The sequence below is a fragment of the Bradyrhizobium sp. genome, from assembly GCF_047605465.1.
Taxonomy (GTDB): domain Bacteria; phylum Pseudomonadota; class Alphaproteobacteria; order Rhizobiales; family Xanthobacteraceae; genus Bradyrhizobium.
This window is the reverse complement of sequence record NZ_JASGFS010000035.1, coordinates 26,998-44,529: the sequence shown is the minus strand read 5'-3', so window position 1 is coordinate 44,529 and position 17,532 is coordinate 26,998. Positions and strand designations below refer to the sequence as shown.

Genomic DNA, 17,532 nt, shown 5'->3' with positions numbered 1-17,532 from the left:
CGCGCCTGCCTAGCCCCAATCTGCGGAATTAGGGTCGCACCGCGGGCGTCTCCACAGTCAGGCCGCGCGCCCGCGACATCAGATAGAGCTCGAGAGCAACCAGCTCCGGCGCACCGTAGTCGAAGGCCTGAGCGCGAACGCCGGTCATGCAGCTGCGCAGCCGGCGCTCCAGCGATCCCAGCGTCTGCCATTCCAGCCGATAGAGCGGATAGCCGGTCGGCTGCCCCTGCGTGATCGGCGAGCCCGCGAGGCGCTTGTCGTACTGATCGTCGTGGCAGTTGGTGCAGGCGAGGTTGAGCTGTCCCTCGCGTTGCATGAACAGCGCGTGGCCCTGTTCGACGAAGGGCCTCAGCTGCGGATCATCGCCCGCCGTGATCGGGACGCCGCGCGACTGATGGCCGACATAGGCGGAAAGCGCCAGCAGGTCATGGCTTTCATAGGGCATCGGTGAGGCCTCCTGATGGCGGACCCGGCAGAGATTGATGCGCTGGTCGAGCGTAACGGGACGCGCTTGCGTCTTGTCGAACGCCGGGTAGCGCGCCGCGACGCCCTTCATGCTGGTTCGCGCATCGCCGTGGCAATCCGCGCAGGCTTTCGCCGCACTCCCGGTCTTCGTTATCCAGAGCGCTTCGCCGTCGAGCACGAACAGCATGCCCGGATTGGACGTGTCGTCATCCTGCATGGCCCGCGTCTGTGGCCCCATGAACGAATAGCCCGAGCGGCGCGCATCCGGCTGTATGTCTCCGGCGCTCAAGGCGGGAGCCGTGGCGAACAGCGCCGTGACCGCGATCGCGCGCCAGCGGTTCATTCGACCGTGATCGACGCCGACGCCGTCGACGAATAGCCGTTGTCGCCGACCCATTCGAACTCGAACTTGCCGCTCTCCTTGGCGATCGTGAAAAAGGACAAATAAGGATTGGCCGCGATCGCGGGGAAAAGCTCCGCGCGAAAGATCTCGGCGCCGTTGTAGCGGCAGGTGAAATTCGTGATGATGTCGCGCGGCACGAGCGCGCCGTCGGCGGTACGACGAAATCCGGTTTCCATGATGTGCGAGGTCAAGGTGCGGATCTCGATGACGTCGCCGCGCCTGGCTTTCGCCGGAACGTTGATGAGGGCGGCCATCAGTTCACCTCCTCGGTACAGGCGGCCAGCGTCACGACGACGTCGACGGCAACCTGCCAGAACGTATCGTCGGAGAGGCGCGCAATCGCCACGACCTTCTGGGTATCGGCGAGCCGGATCCGGGTCGAGACCTGGGCGCGGCCGGAGGAGGCGCCGAGATGGAAATTGCCGATGTTCGGCTGCGGATTCTTCTCGTTGAAGACGTGGATGCTCTTGACGTAATCGTCGGGTGTCATCGGACTGGCAACGCTGACCGTCATCGGCACGGTGTTGCCGTTCTCGACCAGGGGCGGAATGTCGAGCTTGACCTTGCCGGTGCGGATCGCGGCTTCGCCGACGACGTTGCGGATCGCGCTGTTGAGCATGGCGGGTGTCGCCTCGAGCGGTCGCAACGTGACGATCGGGACCGTCCCGGCGGCTGCGATGCCTCCGGCCAGACTCAGGAATTGTCGTCGCGTGGCTGGCATGGACGTCCTAGTTCCGAAGTGTTGCAAGATAGGCCACGATGTCCTCGATCTCGGGTGCCGACAGGATCGGCTTGCCGGCGACATTGCGCCCGACGCGCACGAGCCCTTCGATGCGGTAGTAAGACGGCATGATGGTCTGCGCGTTGAAATGCGACGCGTCGACCAGACGTAGCCGCAACTGGCTGACCGTCCAGCGGTTCCCCGCGCCCGCGAGATCGGGTGCGAGGTCGCCCTGGAAACGGGTCTCAGGAAATGGTCCGGAATGGCAGAGGATGCAGGTCGTGGTGCGCGCCAGTACCAGCGCGCGGCCACGCGCGGCATCTCCGGGCGAGCCCGTGAGCGACTCCGGAATGCCGTCGCCGACGATCCTGTAGGAGACAAGCTCATCCGCATGCGCAGCGCAGACGAGAGTGGCGGCGACCAGCGCTGCGATATGGATGGGTGATCTAGCCAAAGCTGTCCGCCGTGATGCTGTGAAACCACCGCTCCGCCTCGACCGCCTCACGCGCGCGAAGCTCGCGTGGCGCGTCGACCGGGCTCGTCATGCCGCCCTCGACCTCGGCAAAGATGTCGCCCTTGGGCTGGTAGTTGCCGGCAAGGGAAAAGCCGTAGCCGGGCGCTACGGTATTGTAGCAGACGCCGGTCAGGCGCGGCACCTCCGGCGGACGGCCGGCGAGCAGGTCGATGATCGCGGCAGCGCAGGCCTTGCCCTGTGCACTCGCGGCCGATGCCGATTTGGGAATGCCGCCGCCGAGGCAGGCGTCGCCGATGACGTGCACGTTCGGAACGAGCTTCGACTGGAACGTGCCGGGATCGATCGGACACCAGCCGGTCGTATCCGCGGCACCGGCGATCTCTGCAATGCGTCCAGCGCGCTGCGGTGGAATGACATTGGCGACATCAGGCGTGTAGTTGCCGAACTCGGTCACGATGGTCCTGGCGGAGGGATCGACCGACGTCACGCGACCGCCTTGGGACAGCGCCACGCGCTCGATCATGTTGCCGTAGAGTTCCTGCCATGCCTTCTCGAACAGCCGCTGCTGCGTGAAATTGTCCTTTGCGTCCAGGATCAGGACTTTTGAGCGCGGCTTCCTGTTCTTCAGGTAGTGCGCGATCAGGCTGGCGCGTTCGTAGGGCGCGGGCGGACAACGGGATGGATTGGCCGGGATCGCGATCGCGACGAGGCCGCCATCCTTCATCGCCTCCAACTGCCTGCGGAGCAGCAGCGTCTGGGCGCCGGCCTTCCAGGCGTGCGGCATCAATTCCGAAGCGGCATCGTCGTAGCCGGGCAGCCCTTCGACGTGAAAGTCGATGCCGGGCGAAAGCACGAGGCGGTCATAGGTCAGCGTCGTGCCGTCGGACGTAGTCACCTCGCGTTGCTGGATGTCGATTTCGGTCGCGGCGCGATCGACGATGGTGATGCCATCGGAGGCGAGCCTGTCGTAGCCGAATTGCTGCGCCTCGATGTCGCGCAGACCCGCGATCACCTCGTTGCTGAACGGGCACGCGGTGAAGACCTTGTTCGGTTCGACCAGAACGACCTGCAACGCCGGGTGTGCGCGCGTCAGCGCACGAGCACAGGCGGCCCCGCCGAAGCCGCCGCCGACCACGACGACGCGAGCCGCGGATTGTGCGCGCGTCAGCGAAGGTCGCGCGAGCGCCGTGGCCGCCGCGGCGATGCCGAGGACGGCGTTCCGCCGTGTCATCCGTCGCGTCGTCATGCGCGTCATCCGGACCGGGCTGCGGCGGCCGGGACCGCCGCAACCCGGCTGTCAGGCGAGGGTGATGTTCTGGTCACGGAGCGGCACCGACCGGATACGCTTGCCCGTCGCGGCGAAATAAGCGTTGAGCACCGCGGGGCCTGCAACGCCGATCGTCGGCTCGCCGACACCGCCCCAGAAGCCTCCGCTCGGCATCACGATCGAATCGACCTTCGGCATCGCCGCCATGCGCATCGAGTCGTAGGTGTCGAAGTTGGTCTGCTCGATCGCGCCGTCCTTCACCGTACATCCGCCATAGAACAGCCCGCTGAGCCCGTAGACGAACGAGCCTGCGATCTGGCGCTCGATCTGCGCCGGATTGACGGCATAGCCGGGATCGGTCGCCGCCACGATGCGATGCACCTTGATCTTGGTGCCGTCGGTGACAGAGATTTCCGCCGCGGCGGCGACGTAGCTGCCGTAGGAGGCGAAGTGAGCGAGTCCACGGAAGATGCCCTGGGGCGGCGGCTTGTCCCAGCCGATCTTGTCGGCCACGGCCTCGAGCACCGCGAGATGTTTCGGGTGGTCCTTCATCAGCTTGCGCCTGAACTGCAGCGGATCCTCGTTGGCGGCGTGCGCAAGCTCATCCATGAAGCATTCGACATAGATGGCGTTCTGGTTGACGTTCACGCCGCGCCAGAAGCCCGGAATGATGTGCGGATTGCGCATGGAGTGCTCGATCAGCAGATTGGGCACCGAATATCCAAAGGGAGCGTCGCCCTTGGCGTTGAGGCCGGCGAAGGTCGCCTGATCCATGCCGTTGACGAGAGCTTCCGGTCTGAGGCTGGCAAGGATCGACTGGCCCGAGATCCGCATGTGAAACGCCGTCAGATTGTTGTCGGCGTCGAAGCTGGCGGTCAGCCTGCACTGCGTGATCGGATGGTAGCGGCCGTGCGTCATGTCCTCTTCGCGCGTCCACAGCAGCTTGATCGGCGTGCCCGGCATCTGCTTTGCGATCAGCACGGCCTGGCGGACATAGTCGGTCTGGCCGCGCCGTCCGAAGCCGCCGCCGAGCAGCAGCTTGTTGACGTCGCATTTGTCGGCCGGAAGCTCGGAGGCCTCCAGCGTGGCGGCGAGTGCCGCCTCGCCATTCTGCGTTCCGCACCAGACCTCGCACTTGTCGGCGGTGTAGAGCGCGGTCGCGTTCATCGGCTCCAGCGTGGCGTGGTTCTGGTAGGGATAATTGTAGGTGGCCTCCACGGTCTTCGCGGCGCCCGCAAGCGCAGCCTTCGCGTCGCCGTTGGAATTGCCGACATAGGCCGGACCGCTGTTGAGGCCTTCCGAGAGCCATTTCGCGATCGAGCCGCTCGAGACTTTCGCGTTCTCGCCTTCGTCCCAGACGATCGGAAGCGCGTCGAGTGCGCTCTTGGCGTGCCAGAAGGTGTCGGCCACGACCGCGACCGCGCTGTCGCCGACCTTCACGACCTTTTTCACGCCCTTCATGCCGACGATCCTGGCCTCGTCGAAGCTTTTCAGCGTACCGCCGGTGACCGGGCAGTCCTTGATCGCGGCGTTGAGCATGCCCGGCAGCTTGACATCGATGCCGTAGACGGTCGTGCCGGTGACCTTGTCCGGGGTGTCGAGCCGCTTGACGCCCTTGCCGATCAGTTTCCAGTCCTTGGGATTCTTCAGCTTGACGTCGGCCGGCGGCGTCAGCTTGGCGGCGGCCTCGGCGACCTTCCCGTACGTGGTGGTCCTGCCCGATGCGGCATGGGTGATGACGCTGTTCGCGGCCGTGCATTCGGCCGCCGGCACCTTCCATTCGTTGGCCGCGGCCTGGATCAGCATCACGCGCGCGGTGGCGCCGCCCTTGCGAACGTAGTCGTGCGAGGTGCGGATGCCGCGGCTGCCGCCGGTCGAGTAGTCGCCCCACACGCGCTTGCGGGCGACGTTCTGTCCCGGCGAGGGGAATTCGGTGGTCACCTTGCTCCAGTCGCATTCGAGTTCCTCGGCGACGAGCTGGGCAAGTCCCGTCAGCGATCCCTGGCCCATCTCGGATCGGGCAACGCGGATCACGACGGTGTCGTCGGGTTTGATCACGACCCATGCATTGATCTCGGGCGAACCATCGGCCGCCCGGACCACGGCGGGGCCGCCGAAGGGAATGTCGAGGCCGAGCGCGAGGCCGGCGCCGGCAGCCGCGGTGCCGATGACGAAGGCGCGGCGATTCATCTGGGGCGAGACATGCTTGTTCATGGTCATCCCCTCACGCGTTCGCGATGGTGTGGATCGCCTCGCGCACCTGCTGGAAGGTGCCGCAGCGGCAGATATTGGTGATCGCCTCGTCGATGTCGGCATCGGTCGGCTTCGGCTTCTCGCTCAGGAGGGCCGCCACCGCCATGATCATCCCGCTCTGGCAATAGCCGCATTGGGGAACGTCCTGCGCGATCCAGGCTTCCTGCACCTTGTGCAGGGAGCCACCCGAGGCGAGCCCCTCGATCGTGGTGATCCGCTTGCCCTCGGCCTCGGCCACCGAAACGCCGCAGGAGCGGGTGGCGGTGCCGTCGATGTGAACTGTGCAGGCGCCGCATTGTGCGATGCCGCAGCCATATTTGGTGCCGGTCAGGCCGGCGTTCTCGCGGATCGCCCAGAGCAGCGGCGTATCCGGCTCGACGTCGAACGTGAAGGTTTTCCCGTTGATTGTAAGATTTGCCATCGCAAGTCCCCTGATTGGCCAATCCACCGATTGGACGCAGGGGTGCAGTCTGTCCGGGAGACTGGAACTGTTCAAATCAATAGTGCGAGCGGTGCCTGCGAAGATTTTTGCGGCGGCGGGAAGATGACGTCGCGACTGGTGTTGCGCCTTCTCCACGAAGCTGGTGCTGGCGCGGAACGTGCCGTCTCAGGCAGACGCGCGGATCGCTCCGGCCAGGCTTGATCGGCCGCGCCAAACGCGACACGTCATCGGCGCGCGGCGCGGCTGCTATTTCACGGCGAGCCGCAGGAAGCTCATGATGCTGCCGAGCGCGGCAAAGCCCGCGCCGAGGGCGAGCGCCATCGTTGCGCCGTTGTGGCCGGCAAGCGCGAAACAGAGGGCGGCGAGCGCCGCGCCCGTGGTCTGGCCGGTGAGGCGCGCGGTCGCGACGATGCCCGACGCGCTGCCGCTGCGGTGCGGCGGCGCGCTTCCCATGACCGCCTTCATGTTGGGGGCCTGGAAGAAGCCGAACCCCATGCCGCAAATGGCCATTCGCCAGATGATGTTGAGGATGCCCGGATTGGCCGGAAGCATCGCGAGCAGCGCCATGCCGATGCAGAGCAGGACGAGCCCGATGCCGCCGAGCAGGCCGACGGGGTAGCGGTCGGCGAGGCGGCCCGCGATCGGCGCCATGATGGCGACCACCAGCGGCCACGGCGTCAGGAAGAAGCCGGTCTCGACCTGCGAACGGCCGAGCACGTCCTCGAAATAGAACGGCAGCGAGACGAAGCCGAGGCCCTGCACGGCGAAGGAGCACACGGCGGTCGCCGCCGACAGCGCGAACATCGGGCGGCTGAACAGATCGATCGGCAGCATCGGCGCGGGATGATCGGCGTGACGGCGCGTCAGGATGAAGCCGAGCACCAGTGCCGTGACCAATTCGGCCGCGACGACGGCCGGCGGGAGATTGTGTGCGGCGCTGCCGATTCCCGTGATGAACAGGCCGAGACAGATGGCGGCCATGATCGCGCCGAGAAAGTCGAAGCCGTGATCCGCCCGCGGCGTCTTCGGCAGCATCGCAAATCCGATGCCGGTTGCGATCAGGCCGAACGGGATGTTGATGGCGAACAGCCACGGCCACGGGCCGATCGCCAGGATGGCGGAGGCGACCGACGGCCCGAAGGTGAAGGCGGTCGCGACCACGAGCGCGTTGTGGCCGAAGCCGCGGCCCTGCATCCGGCCGGGATAAACGAAGCGGACCAGCGCCGTGTTGACGCTCATGATGCCGCTGGCGCCGAGGCCCTGCAGCGTGCGGGCGAACAGCAGGCTCGGCAACGACCATGCGATGGCGCAGAACAGCGATGCGATGGTGAACAGGATGAGGCCGCCGAGATAGATGCGCTGGTGGCCGACGATCTCACCGAGCGCGCCGAGCGGCAGCAGCGTTGCCACCAGCGCGATCTGATAGACGTTGACCACCCAGACAGACTGTTCCGGGCTGACATGCAGATCGGCGGCAATCGCGGGCAGGGCGATGTTGGCGATTGCGGTGTCGAGCGAGGCCATCGCGAGCGCGGTGAAAATCGCAGCGACCGCCCAGCGTCGCTGCGCCTCCGGCAAGCCGTCGGTGACGGGATGGCCGGGCTCGCGCGCGGCGGCAGGTAACGTGATTGTCATTGCCTGCGCTTCTCTCCGGCGGCGTGGCGAATGGGGTCTCCGGCATGTACTACGGCGGGACGGCCTGCCACAGGCATATGCTTGCATGCTGTGTATGCGCCAGGGCCGGGCAATGGCGGTGTGGACCGGCGTATGATGACATGGCGCGGGCAATTCGAGGGGACCATCATGCATATCGTCGTTCTGCCGGGAGACGGAATCGGACCGGAGATCACGGCCGCCACATCGGGCGTGCTGCGCGCGGCCTCCGAACGCTTCCAGCTCAATCTGCGCCTGGAGGAGCATGCGGTCGGGCATGCCAGCCTGAAGCAGTTCGGCACGACCGTCCGGCCCGAGCTTCTCGATATCGTGCGCGCGGCCGACGGCCTCATCCTCGGTCCCACCGCGACCTTCGACTTCAAGGATGAGGCGCGCGGCGAGATCAATCCGTCGCGATACTTCCGCAAGAGCCTCGACCTCTTCGCCAATGTCCGCCCCGCGCGCACCTATGCCGGCAGGCCGGGCCGTCTCGGCGATTTCGATCTCGTCGTGGTGCGCGAGAACACCGAAGGGTTTTATGCCGACCGCAACATGGAGCAGGGCAATGGCGAGATGCTGGTCACGCCCGATGTCGTGATCTCGCTGCGCCGGATCACGCGGCTGTGCTGCGAGCGCATCGCCCACGCCGCCTGCCGTCTGGCGATGAAGCGGCGCAAGCATCTCACCATCGTGCACAAGGCCAATGTGCTGAAGATCGGCGACGGGATGTTCCTGGACATCTGCCGCGAGGCGGCGAGGGCCTATCCGGGCCTCGCGGTCGACGACATCCTCGTCGACGCCATGATGGCGCATGTGGTGCGCAGTCCCGACCGGTTCGACGTGATCGTCGCCACCAACATGTTCGGCGACATCCTGTCCGACCTCACGGCGGAATTGTCCGGCAGTCTCGGCCTCGGCGGCTCGCTCAATGTCGGCGACGGTCATGCCATGGCGCAGGCCGCTCACGGTTCGGCGCCGGACATCGCGGGGCAGGACGTCGCCAATCCAATCTCGCTGATCCTGTCGACCGCGCTGCTGCTCGCCTGGCATGGCGAGAAGAGCGGAGTCGTGCGCTACGAGGAGGCGGCGCGCGCCATCGAGAATGCGGTGGCCAGGGCGATCGGCGAGGGCAGGGCCACGCGCGATGTCGGCGGCAGGCTCGGCACGATCGCGGCGGGCGCGGCGATCGCCGAGATCCTGCAGGCGGGGTAGGCCGCTTCCGCGCGCGCCGTCCGCCTCTCCAAGGCGTCCAGAACAAAACGTCGAAAACAACCCCATGCACAGTAGAAATCGTCTCGCCGCCGGGACGGAATTCGCTCCGCGGCGGCGTTGACACGTCGGGCAAAACACCAGCACGATGCGATCATGGCGCCGATCGGGGAATGGAATCGGCGAGCGCTCCTGGGGCATGCGACCTCCGCTTCCGCCCGTGGGCAAATCACGCAGGCAAATCACAGCGAGCAGGTGATCGCACTTGCGGCAGGCCATCCGTAGGCCGACGTGGTGATCGACGCGAGCTAGGCCCGCTGCGATGCATCAGCGGTGCACAGGTCTTTCGTGACGCGTGATCCCGATCAATCGGAGCTGTCACCACGCGAGCAGGAGACAGGCACTAGAAGCCGACACCTATGATGGCATGGCTTCCCCGGCCGCTGACGATGCTCGGGCGTGCGACGGCCTGTTGTTTGGCACGAGGTGCCGCCGCGTTCGCCGGCTTGGACCGACGATCCTCGCGATCCGCCTGGGTCTTGTTTGATTTGCGGCGCGAGGCATCGTCCGCCTCGTCGTTCGGCCGTGCCCCGACGGGGGCGGAGCAGGCGCCGTTCTCCAGCGTTTCGCCGGTCCTGCATTGGACCGGGCACACCCGCGTCGCGTGCTTGGAGAGTTCGCCGACGAACGCTTCGGTGACGCTGACATTCTCCGCGGTCTGCCCCTGGATCGTCATGTAGCGCCGGAGCGCCTCGCCGGTGGCGGGGGTGAGGACGCCGTCGATCTTGTCGGCGAAACATCCGAGACGAACCAGCTCCGTCTGCGCGGCACGGATCAGTTCAGGTGAGTTCGGTGCGCGCGCGGCGCGCGCCGCCGCTTCCATCCTGAACCTGTCGAGCGTTGCGGACACGAGACCGTTGAGGCGGCCGCAGGTGACGCTGCGGCCGAAGGCCGTCAGCTCGTCGAGGCCCGTTCCGTCGCTGCCTTTGGCGATGATGTCGTCGAGCTTCGCCTGCTCGGTCTTGCAGATGGCCTCGCGAGCCGCTGCGGCCTCCGCCGCCTTGCGCGCCTCTTCGGCCAGCTTCGCCTGTTTCTCCGCGGCCGCACGCGCAGCAGCCGCATCGGCCGCGGCCTTGTCGCGCTCGGCCTGCTCCGCTTTCTGCCTGGCTGCCGCCTCCTTGCGTTCGGCTTCAGCGGCCCTGGCTCTCTGCTGCTCCTCGAGGGCCTTGGCGCGCCGCTCGTCTTCGGCGCGCTTCCTTGCCGCTTCCGCCTCCGCGGCGGCTCTGGCCTTTGCCGCGGCCTCGGCTTCGCGCGCGCGTCGCTCGTCCTCCTCGCGCTTGCGGGCGGCCTCCTGGGCGGCACGCGCCAGTTCGGCGCGCTCCCGTGCCGCGCTCTGCAGGACTTCTGCACGCCGCTGTGCGGCGATGGACAGGGGCGAGTCCGGGAAGCGCCTGATGAAGCGTTCCAGCGCCGCGACGTCGGTGGAGTCCTTGATCTTGTCCCACTCGATGGCGTCCCTGGCCGGCGTGTCGCGACCGGGGGGCGGCTGCGCGGGCAACCCGGTGAGGATCACGTCCGGAGCCTGATGACCGAGCCTTTCGATCTCCGCGCGGGCGAGGTCCGCATGGAAGCCGGTGGGATGATTGGCGAGAAACACCTCCCATGCGCGTCTCGTGCCGATCTTCTGCACCAATTCGAAATCGGCTTTGACTTCGTTGATCGGCGTATCCTGCGGCGTGACCGGTGCCGGCACCAGCGAAATGCTGCCGCCGCCGAGCGCGCCGTAGACGAACGGTTCCTGCCGATTGCCGGTACTCCTCAGCACGTCGTCCCGGACACGTCCGAACGCCAGCCGGACGTCGAGGCCGGGCACCGTGAGGTTCTTCAACACCGCCATCGTGAACGGGCTGTGTTCGCCGTCGCCGTCCTCGGCGGTCGAGCCGGCCTTCGCAGCGTAGGCGATCAGAGTGTCGGTCGAGGTCGGCTCGACCCGACCGAGTCCGGCGCTGACGGCGCGGTTGGCGGATTTGCGTTCGCGCCGCATCGTCGTCACGAAGGGATTGTCGCGGCATGCATCCAGGATGATCAGCCGCAGGCGCCGGGCACCGTCCGCCGACGATACCAGCCGTTCCAGCGGGATCGCCTCGTCCTCGGCGTCGCGATCGGAGGCGAGCCGCGCGTCGACCGGGATCAGATAGTTGATCCCGCCGATCTCCAGCCCGTGACCGGCGTAGTAGACGATCGCGATGTCGGACTGATCCGCCATCGTCTCGAACTTGCGAATGGCGCGCTTGAACTCAAGATTGCCGAGGTTGAGCTGCACGTCCACCGTTTCGAAGCCGGCGTCCTTGAACATCTTCGCGATCGCGCCGGCGTCGCGCGCCGGGTTGGGGAGCTTCGGCACACTCTGATAATTGGCGTTGCCGACGACCAGGGCGACGCGCTTTTCCGCGCGCGCCGCACCGCAGGTCGCGGCCATCATCACGACAGCTGCCCCGATCGCAGTGACCATCTGCATCACGCGCTTGATCATCGCTCTTCCTGCACGGACCGGCGGTCCGCGCATCTGCCTCGAGCCCTGCGGCCGGTGCGCCGGCCTGCTCGAACGTCGACCGCGCCGGCCGAGCATTATCGCTGCGACGTGTCGTTATCAATCGGATCGGCGTTGGTCCCGGCGTGACCGATGGAGAAGTGTGATGCACGTAACAGTCTGTCGCAGGGGTGTCGCATGTGACGCACAAGACACAACCGACTTCTTACCGAGGTGCCTATCCAAACGGGTAGTGTGGGATGGAAAGGAGTCCCTTAGCCATTCAAGTCGGTACTTTTTCGATTCCGTTGGTTGGGGACTGGAATGACGTTTGCTGAGGGTGTGAAATCGAACCTGCTGTCCGGTATTGTCTTTGCAGGTCCCGTCGCCGTGTTGTTGACGTTCGCCTCGGGAGGAGCGGTCGCGCAGGTCGCGCCGACGCCGGCGGCGCCTACGACCCCGAACTGTACGTCGAACACGGTCGGGCCGGTGCTCAACCTGAACACGCTGGCCGCACCGTCGAGTGCGGTCGCGAGCTCGCTGACCGGCGCGATCGGCAACATCAACACCATCTTCCTGACCCAGCAGGGCAGCGCGTTCGTTTCGGCGCCGCCCAATGCCGCTCCCAATCAGCCCGGCGGCGGCGTCTGGGTGCGCGCGGTGGGTGGTGAAGCCACTCTGAAGAGCACCTCGTCCTCGAACGGCACGTTCACGGTTCCGACCAACCCGGGGCAGAACTCCACGGCCACGACGAACTGCAACAACAGCCAGGCCAACAACTTCTATGGCGTGCAGGTCGGTCAGGACGTCGCGCGCCTGAACTGGAATGGATGGAACGTGCATGTCGGCGCGACGGCCGGCTACGTGTCGTCCGATTCCAAGGACAATCTCGCCGGCTTCGGCACGCGGATCGAAGTGCCGTTCGCAGGCGGTTACGTCGTCCTGACCAAGGATCGCTTCTTCGCCGACGTGATGGTGCGGCAGGAGTTCTACAACATGCGCCTGAACGATCCGGCGCTCGGCTTCTTCAACCAGCCGACCAGCGCGCGTGGGATCTCCGTCTCGGCGTCCGCCGGCTACAATTTCGCGTTGGCCAACAACTGGTTCATCGAGCCGTCGGGCGGCTTCGTGTGGTCGAAGACCCGCGTCGACGATTTCACCTCGGGCGGCACGGCCAATCCGGGCATCGCCGGCATCAACTCGGTCGATGACATCACCAGCACGATCGGCCGGCTGAGCCTGCGCGCAGGGACGACCGTCAGCTCGGGCAACATGATCTGGCAGCCGTTCGCCTCGGTCAGCGTGTTCCACGAATTCGCCGATCCCGTGATTTCGCGCTACGCATCGATCAACGCGGTGCAGACGCCGGTCGGCGGCGGACCGCCCTTCAACCCGGCGACCTATCTGCAGACGACCTCGACGTCGCGCGTCGGCACCTACGGCCAGTATTCGCTCGGAATCGCCGGTCAGGTCGCCAATACCGGCTGGCTCGGCTTTGCCCGCGTCGACTACCGCAACGGCAGCAACATCGATGGCTGGACCGGCAATGCCGGCATCCGCTACCAGTTCACGCCGGACATGGTCGCCTCGGTTCTGCCGACGAAGGCTCCGGTCAAGGCCCGCGGCGCGGTGCTGGGCCCGGTGAACTGGACCGGCTTCTACGCCGGCGGCTTCTTCGGCGCCGACTACGGCACCACCGATGTCCGCTTCCCCGGCGCGGCGAACGACGGTTCCAAGATCTGGGCATTCGGACCGATCGGCGGCGCGCAGGCCGGTTACAACTACCAGGTCAATCAATGGGTGTTCGGCGTCGAAGGCGAGATCGGCGCGGCTGCCATCAAGGGCGGCCGGACCTGCGGCACAGGCACCGGCATCGATCCCGTCACGCGGATCGCGATCCCCGGCGCGTTCAGCCCGGCCTCGTTCGCCTGCACCGTCAAGAGCGACTGGGTTGCGACCGCGACCGCGCGTATCGGCTATGCCTATGAGCGGACGCTCTACTACGTGAAGGGCGGCGCCGCATTCACGGAGACCAGCGTCAGCGCGGGTTGCGTCACCAACGCTCCTGGCGGCAATCCGCCCTGCAACAACGTGGCGGGTGTCGCGACCAACGGCTTCGGGACCTCGTCGAGCCGCACCGGCTGGACCATCGGTTACGGTGCCGAGTTCGACCTCGGCAAGAACTGGTCGGCACGCGCCGAGTACGACTATATCGACTTCGGCCGCAAGACGAGCGTGGCCGGAGACGGCACGCTGATCTCGGATCACCCGACCACGAGCCAGGCCAAGATCGGCCTCAACTATCGCTTCACTCCGGGAGCAGTGGTCGCCCGATACTGAACCTCGACCTGGCTGGCAGGTTCGCCGGTGCTGCCGCGTGACGACGCGGAGCACCGGTTTCCTGTTTCGGCGCGTCTTTATGCGGTTCTAGTTCTTCGGCGCGGGCCGATCGGGGAGCGTCGCTTTCGCTCCCGGCCGCGCCGGCTTGGCGACATCGGCCGGCTTCGCCTGCCGCGTCGGGGAATCGGCCAGCGCGAAATCGCGTAGCAGCCGCACTGCGATCCGCACCAGTTCGGCCTGGGTCTTCGCGCCGGTGCGCGCCAGCGCCGCGCGCAGGTGAAAGCGCGCGGTGTGGATGGTGACGCCTTCGGCCTTCGCAAAGCTCTTCAGATCGTCCGCGGCGGCAAGCGAGGCGACGAGACGCGCGGCGCCGTTCGGCAGTCCGAGGCCCTGCGCGAGAATATCCACGGTGGGCGCCGCTCCGATTTCCGGATCATGCACGACCACGGTCGAGCCGACCGGGCCACGCCGTTCCCATTCCGACCGGGTGGAGGGCTGCGGTGCCGGCGCGACCAGCATGACATAGTCACGTCCGCTGCTTCGCGGCACCGTCAGAATCCCGCCGACACCGCCCTTGGCGACGTCGTCCACCAGCGCATCGAAGCGCTGGCGCGCCTCGACATTGGCCGGCAGCGGGCGCCCGTTGCGATCGAGCGCGAACCCGTCGCCGCGTTGCGCGATGGCCCGCATCGCGGCATTGACGAAGAGCGCCGCGCCTTCGTAGCTCAGCAGGATGAAACCGGCCTGCAGGCGGTCGAGCGTGGCCTGCAGCCCGAGGCTCCTTGCATCGATCCGGAAGAACGAGCGGCGCAACTGCAGCGCGCGCGCGATGTGCGGCATCAGCCGTTCGAGCCGCGCGGCGTCCTCATCGTCGAAAGGCCGCCGGTCCTCGCCGCGTATCAGCGCGATCATCGCAAACGAACCCTGCTCCGAATAAAGCGGGCCGCCCAGCGTTTCGACCAGGCCGATCGGACGGAAGAATTCATTGAAGAAGCGGTCCTTCTCGCGCTCCTCGGGCGAGAACATCCGATTGGTGCTCAGTGCCTTGCCGACCGGCTGGCGCAGGTAGAGCGCCGGGGCCGGATCCATCTGCGCGTAGTCCCTTTGATAGCGTTCGACGTGCTGCTCAAGGACCCCCGAGGTCCACACGAAACTGGCGGTTGGATCCTGTGCGTCCACGGTGACCAGTGCGGCACCGCGGCATCCAAAACCTTCCTGGATCAAACGAACGGCGTTTCCGAACTCGTCCGCGTTCGTGACGCCGCGAAAAAGAACATCCAGGAAGCGCTCGTCAGCGTCATTCCCATTCACGCGCGACCAATCCCCAATCAGTCAATGCAAAATCAATGAGTGGCACAAGGCAATTGCGGTGATGCTATCCGTTTGAATAGTTTGTTGCGAATTGTTTCTGGAAGTGCCCTGGGACGTGTTGCCACAGGGGAGCCAACGAGCGTCCGCCAGCCGGAAGGTTCCGATGACCATTTTCGAAGCACTGTCGCCGGCCGAACGCGCGCGCCAACTCGCCAACCCGGAGGGTGCGATCGGGCTTGCCCTCGCCGAATGGTTGAACGACACCAACAGGCAGGCCACTACGGAACTGATCCGGCTTCTGGCCGTGGAGGCGGGGCACCGCGTCCTCGAGATCGGCTTCGGAAACGGACGCGCGGTGCCGATCGTGATGGCCCAGGCGGCGGACGTGCATTACGCCGGCGTCGATATCTCTCCGACCATGGTGGCCGAAGCACGGGACTTCAACGCCGCCCTGGTGCAGGCGGGCCGCGCCGGCTTCGATCTCGCCTCAAGCCATGCGATGCCGTTCGATACCGGGAGCTTCGACCGCGTCTTCGCAATCGGGGTCGTTCACTTCTGGGCCGAGCCGCTGGCCTCGCTCGCGGAGGTGCGACGTGTGTTGCGGCCGGGCGGCCTGATGCTGATGGGATGCCTTGCGCCGGAGGGCGCGCCGGACTTCGCGCAGGTCGAATACGGCTTTCATCTGCGCGCAGCACCCGAGTGGGACGATCTCTGCCGGAGCAGCGGCTTTGCGGATGTCGACGTCCGGCTCCTCGAGATCAGCCAAAGCGTGCCTGGCGGTTCGCCGATCAGGAGATCTTCGATCAGACTACAGGCCCGCGCCTGATGGTGCGAAGCCGCATGCAGCGTTCAAGAACGCGCGCCGCGCAATGCGCGTCGGTGCTGTCGTCAACATCCGATCACAGCGCGAAATAGACGGTCATCGCCATCACGACCAGTCCGAGGACGACGGCGAGCACCAGTTCCGCCTTGATGCCTCCGCCGGAATGCGATCGCGCGTCGTCGATCATCCGGCCGGTCCTGACGAAGCGAAACAGCGCGATGACGATGATCGCGATCCCGATCAGGATCAGCACGAGGCCGTCATAGTGGCTGAACGGGCCCGTGAAACGATCCACCTGCAGCCGGGAGCCGCCATCCAGCTTGCTGGCTTCGGCCATCGTCCGCACGAACAGATTGAATTTCTCGACGACGAAGCCGAACGCGATGATCGCAATGCCCGTCCTGACCCAGGCGAGAAAGGTTCGCTCGTTCGCCGCGTGGTCTGAGTATCGCTCGATCATCGAGATCTCCCTGGAGGTGTTGGAGGTGTTGCCTCTGCCATCGACTGCAATGTTCGCCCGCGAAACCGCGTAGGCCGTGCGAGCAATGTCACTATACCTCTCGTCGAACCGCGACGAGACTGCACGCGGGCCACGCCGGCAACGGTCCGCCGCAAGTCTTGTGGCAAGGCGCTATGCGAGGCGATTGACCACGGCTTGAAGGCTCATTCGATCGTCGCAGTCCCGAGTTAATTAGTTGCTTGACTAACATCATCGCCCGTTCTCATATCGAAAAAAATAGCAGGCGCATCGCGCCTCAGGGACGGAAATGCTGGATTTCACGCAGCAATTGATCAGTGGCGTCGCGCTCGGGTGCGTCTATGGCCTGATCGCGCTCGGATTCGTGCTGATCTACAAGGCGACCGAGGTGGTGAATTTCGCGCAAGGCGAGATCATGATGCTCGGCGCCTTCATGTCGGTCACTTTCATCACGACGCTCGGGCTGAACTACTGGCTGTCGTTCCTGCTGTGCGTGATCGCGATGGCCATTCTCGGCGCCGTCATGGAGCGGCTCGTGCTCCGTCCCATCCTCGGCTATCCGCAATTCTCGATCGTGATGGCGACGATCGGTCTTGGACTGGTGATCCGCGCGCTGGTCGGCATCATCTGGGGCACGGACGATCTGCGGATCGAGACGCCGTTCACCGACGGGGTGTTCAAGATCGGCGCGCTGGTGATCGCGTGGGACGCGCTGTCCATCATCGTCGCGACGATCCTGCTCTGCGCGGCGCTCTACGCGTTCTTCCGCTTCACGCGCGTCGGCATCGCGATGCAGGCGACGTCGCAGAACATGCTCGCGGCGTATTACATGGGGATTCCGGTCAAGCGGATGTTCTCGCTGATCTGGAGCCTTTCGGCGATGGTGGCCTGCGCCGCCGGGATCCTGCTCGCGCCGATCACGCTGATCCACGCCAATCTCGGCTTTCTCGGCATCAAGGCGTTTCCGGCGGCCGTGCTCGGCGGCTTCGGCTCGATCCCCGGCGCGGTGGCGGGCGGCATCACGATCGGCATCGTGGAGTCGCTGTCGGGGTTCTATTTGCCGGAAGGCTTCAAGGACGTCGCGGCCTATGTCGTCCTGCTCGCCGTGCTGCTGTGGAAGCCGCAGGGCCTGTTCGGCCTCAACGCCGTCAAGAAGGTGTAG

General features: G+C 66.0%; 16 protein-coding genes. 5 read left to right on the top strand and 11 right to left on the bottom strand.

Annotated elements, in window-relative coordinates; genetic code table 11:
• Nucleotides 1-28 precede the first annotated feature (28 nt).
• The 8 genes from soxA to QM712_RS23130 form a co-directional block, all read right to left on the bottom strand.
• A complete protein-coding gene (soxA, locus tag QM712_RS23165) occupies nt 29-808 on the bottom strand; it encodes a sulfur oxidation c-type cytochrome SoxA (protein ID WP_415025462.1) in 780 nt (259 codons plus the stop codon).
• Nucleotides 805-1,122 carry a thiosulfate oxidation carrier complex protein SoxZ gene (soxZ, locus tag QM712_RS23160; RefSeq protein WP_415025461.1) on the bottom strand — a complete coding sequence of 106 codons (318 nt, stop codon included), beginning with the start codon at nt 1,120-1,122 and terminating at the stop codon, nt 805-807. Before soxZ ends, soxA begins: the two co-directional genes overlap by 4 nt.
• Nucleotides 1,122-1,589 carry a SoxY-related AACIE arm protein gene (locus QM712_RS23155; RefSeq protein WP_415025460.1) on the bottom strand — a complete coding sequence of 156 codons (468 nt, stop codon included), beginning with the start codon at nt 1,587-1,589 and terminating at the stop codon, nt 1,122-1,124. Before QM712_RS23155 ends, soxZ begins: the two co-directional genes overlap by 1 nt.
• A 7-nt stretch (nt 1,590-1,596) precedes the next feature.
• Complete coding sequence (gene soxX, locus QM712_RS23150; RefSeq protein WP_415025459.1) at nt 1,597-2,043, bottom strand: sulfur oxidation c-type cytochrome SoxX; 447 nt, start codon at nt 2,041-2,043, stop codon at nt 1,597-1,599.
• Nucleotides 2,036-3,319: an FCSD flavin-binding domain-containing protein gene (locus QM712_RS23145; protein WP_415025458.1), complete on the bottom strand. Its 1,284-nt coding sequence runs from the start codon at nt 3,317-3,319 to the stop codon at nt 2,036-2,038. Before QM712_RS23145 ends, soxX begins: the two co-directional genes overlap by 8 nt.
• A gap of 42 nt (nt 3,320-3,361) precedes the next feature.
• A complete protein-coding gene (locus QM712_RS23140; protein WP_415025457.1) occupies nt 3,362-5,545 on the bottom strand; it encodes a molybdopterin cofactor-binding domain-containing protein in 2,184 nt (727 codons plus the stop codon).
• 10 nt (nt 5,546-5,555) lie between these two features.
• Complete coding sequence (locus QM712_RS23135; protein ID WP_415025456.1) at nt 5,556-6,005, bottom strand: (2Fe-2S)-binding protein; 450 nt, start codon at nt 6,003-6,005, stop codon at nt 5,556-5,558.
• A 267-nt stretch (nt 6,006-6,272) separates the two neighbouring features.
• A complete protein-coding gene (locus QM712_RS23130) occupies nt 6,273-7,661 on the bottom strand; it encodes an MFS transporter (protein ID WP_415025455.1) in 1,389 nt (462 codons plus the stop codon).
• Nucleotides 7,662-7,829: 168 nt separating this feature from the next.
• Here QM712_RS23130 and QM712_RS23125 point away from each other — a divergent pair, with 168 nt between their 5' ends.
• Nucleotides 7,830-8,891, top strand: coding sequence for an isocitrate/isopropylmalate dehydrogenase family protein (locus tag QM712_RS23125; RefSeq protein ID WP_415025454.1), 1,062 nt, complete (start codon nt 7,830-7,832; stop codon nt 8,889-8,891).
• Between the two features lie 400 nt (nt 8,892-9,291).
• Here the strand turns inward: QM712_RS23125 and QM712_RS23120 are convergent, their stop codons facing one another.
• Entirely contained in the window at nt 9,292-11,421 is a 2,130-nt protein-coding gene (locus QM712_RS23120) for a caspase family protein (protein ID WP_415025453.1), read from the bottom strand.
• A 321-nt stretch (nt 11,422-11,742) separates the two neighbouring features.
• Here QM712_RS23120 and QM712_RS23115 point away from each other — a divergent pair, with 321 nt between their 5' ends.
• The gene (locus QM712_RS23115; protein WP_415025452.1) at nt 11,743-13,758 is read left to right on the top strand and encodes an autotransporter outer membrane beta-barrel domain-containing protein; all 2,016 of its coding nucleotides are present in this window, start codon (nt 11,743-11,745) and stop codon (nt 13,756-13,758) included.
• 87 nt (nt 13,759-13,845) lie between these two features.
• Here QM712_RS23115 and QM712_RS23110 read toward each other — a convergent pair whose 3' ends face one another.
• Nucleotides 13,846-14,847, bottom strand: a complete 1,002-nt coding sequence (locus QM712_RS23110) for a helix-turn-helix transcriptional regulator (RefSeq protein ID WP_415025451.1) — start codon at nt 14,845-14,847, stop codon at nt 13,846-13,848.
• Between the two features lie 30 nt (nt 14,848-14,877).
• On the opposite strand from QM712_RS23110, the gene QM712_RS23105 reads away from it, so the two are divergent.
• Nucleotides 14,878-15,108 (top strand): hypothetical protein, encoded by a 231-nt coding sequence (locus tag QM712_RS23105; RefSeq protein ID WP_415025450.1) that lies wholly within the window; start codon nt 14,878-14,880, stop codon nt 15,106-15,108.
• 124 nt (nt 15,109-15,232) lie between these two features.
• A complete protein-coding gene (locus QM712_RS23100) occupies nt 15,233-15,895 on the top strand; it encodes a class I SAM-dependent methyltransferase (protein WP_415025449.1) in 663 nt (220 codons plus the stop codon).
• 73 nt (nt 15,896-15,968) lie between these two features.
• On the opposite strand, the gene QM712_RS23095 is transcribed toward QM712_RS23100, so the two are convergent.
• On the bottom strand, nt 15,969-16,352 hold the full coding sequence (locus tag QM712_RS23095) for a YidH family protein (RefSeq protein ID WP_415025448.1): 384 nt from the start codon (nt 16,350-16,352) through the stop codon (nt 15,969-15,971).
• A 307-nt stretch (nt 16,353-16,659) separates the two neighbouring features.
• Here QM712_RS23095 and QM712_RS23090 point away from each other — a divergent pair, with 307 nt between their 5' ends.
• On the top strand, nt 16,660-17,532 hold the full coding sequence (locus tag QM712_RS23090; RefSeq protein WP_415025447.1) for a branched-chain amino acid ABC transporter permease: 873 nt from the start codon (nt 16,660-16,662) through the stop codon (nt 17,530-17,532).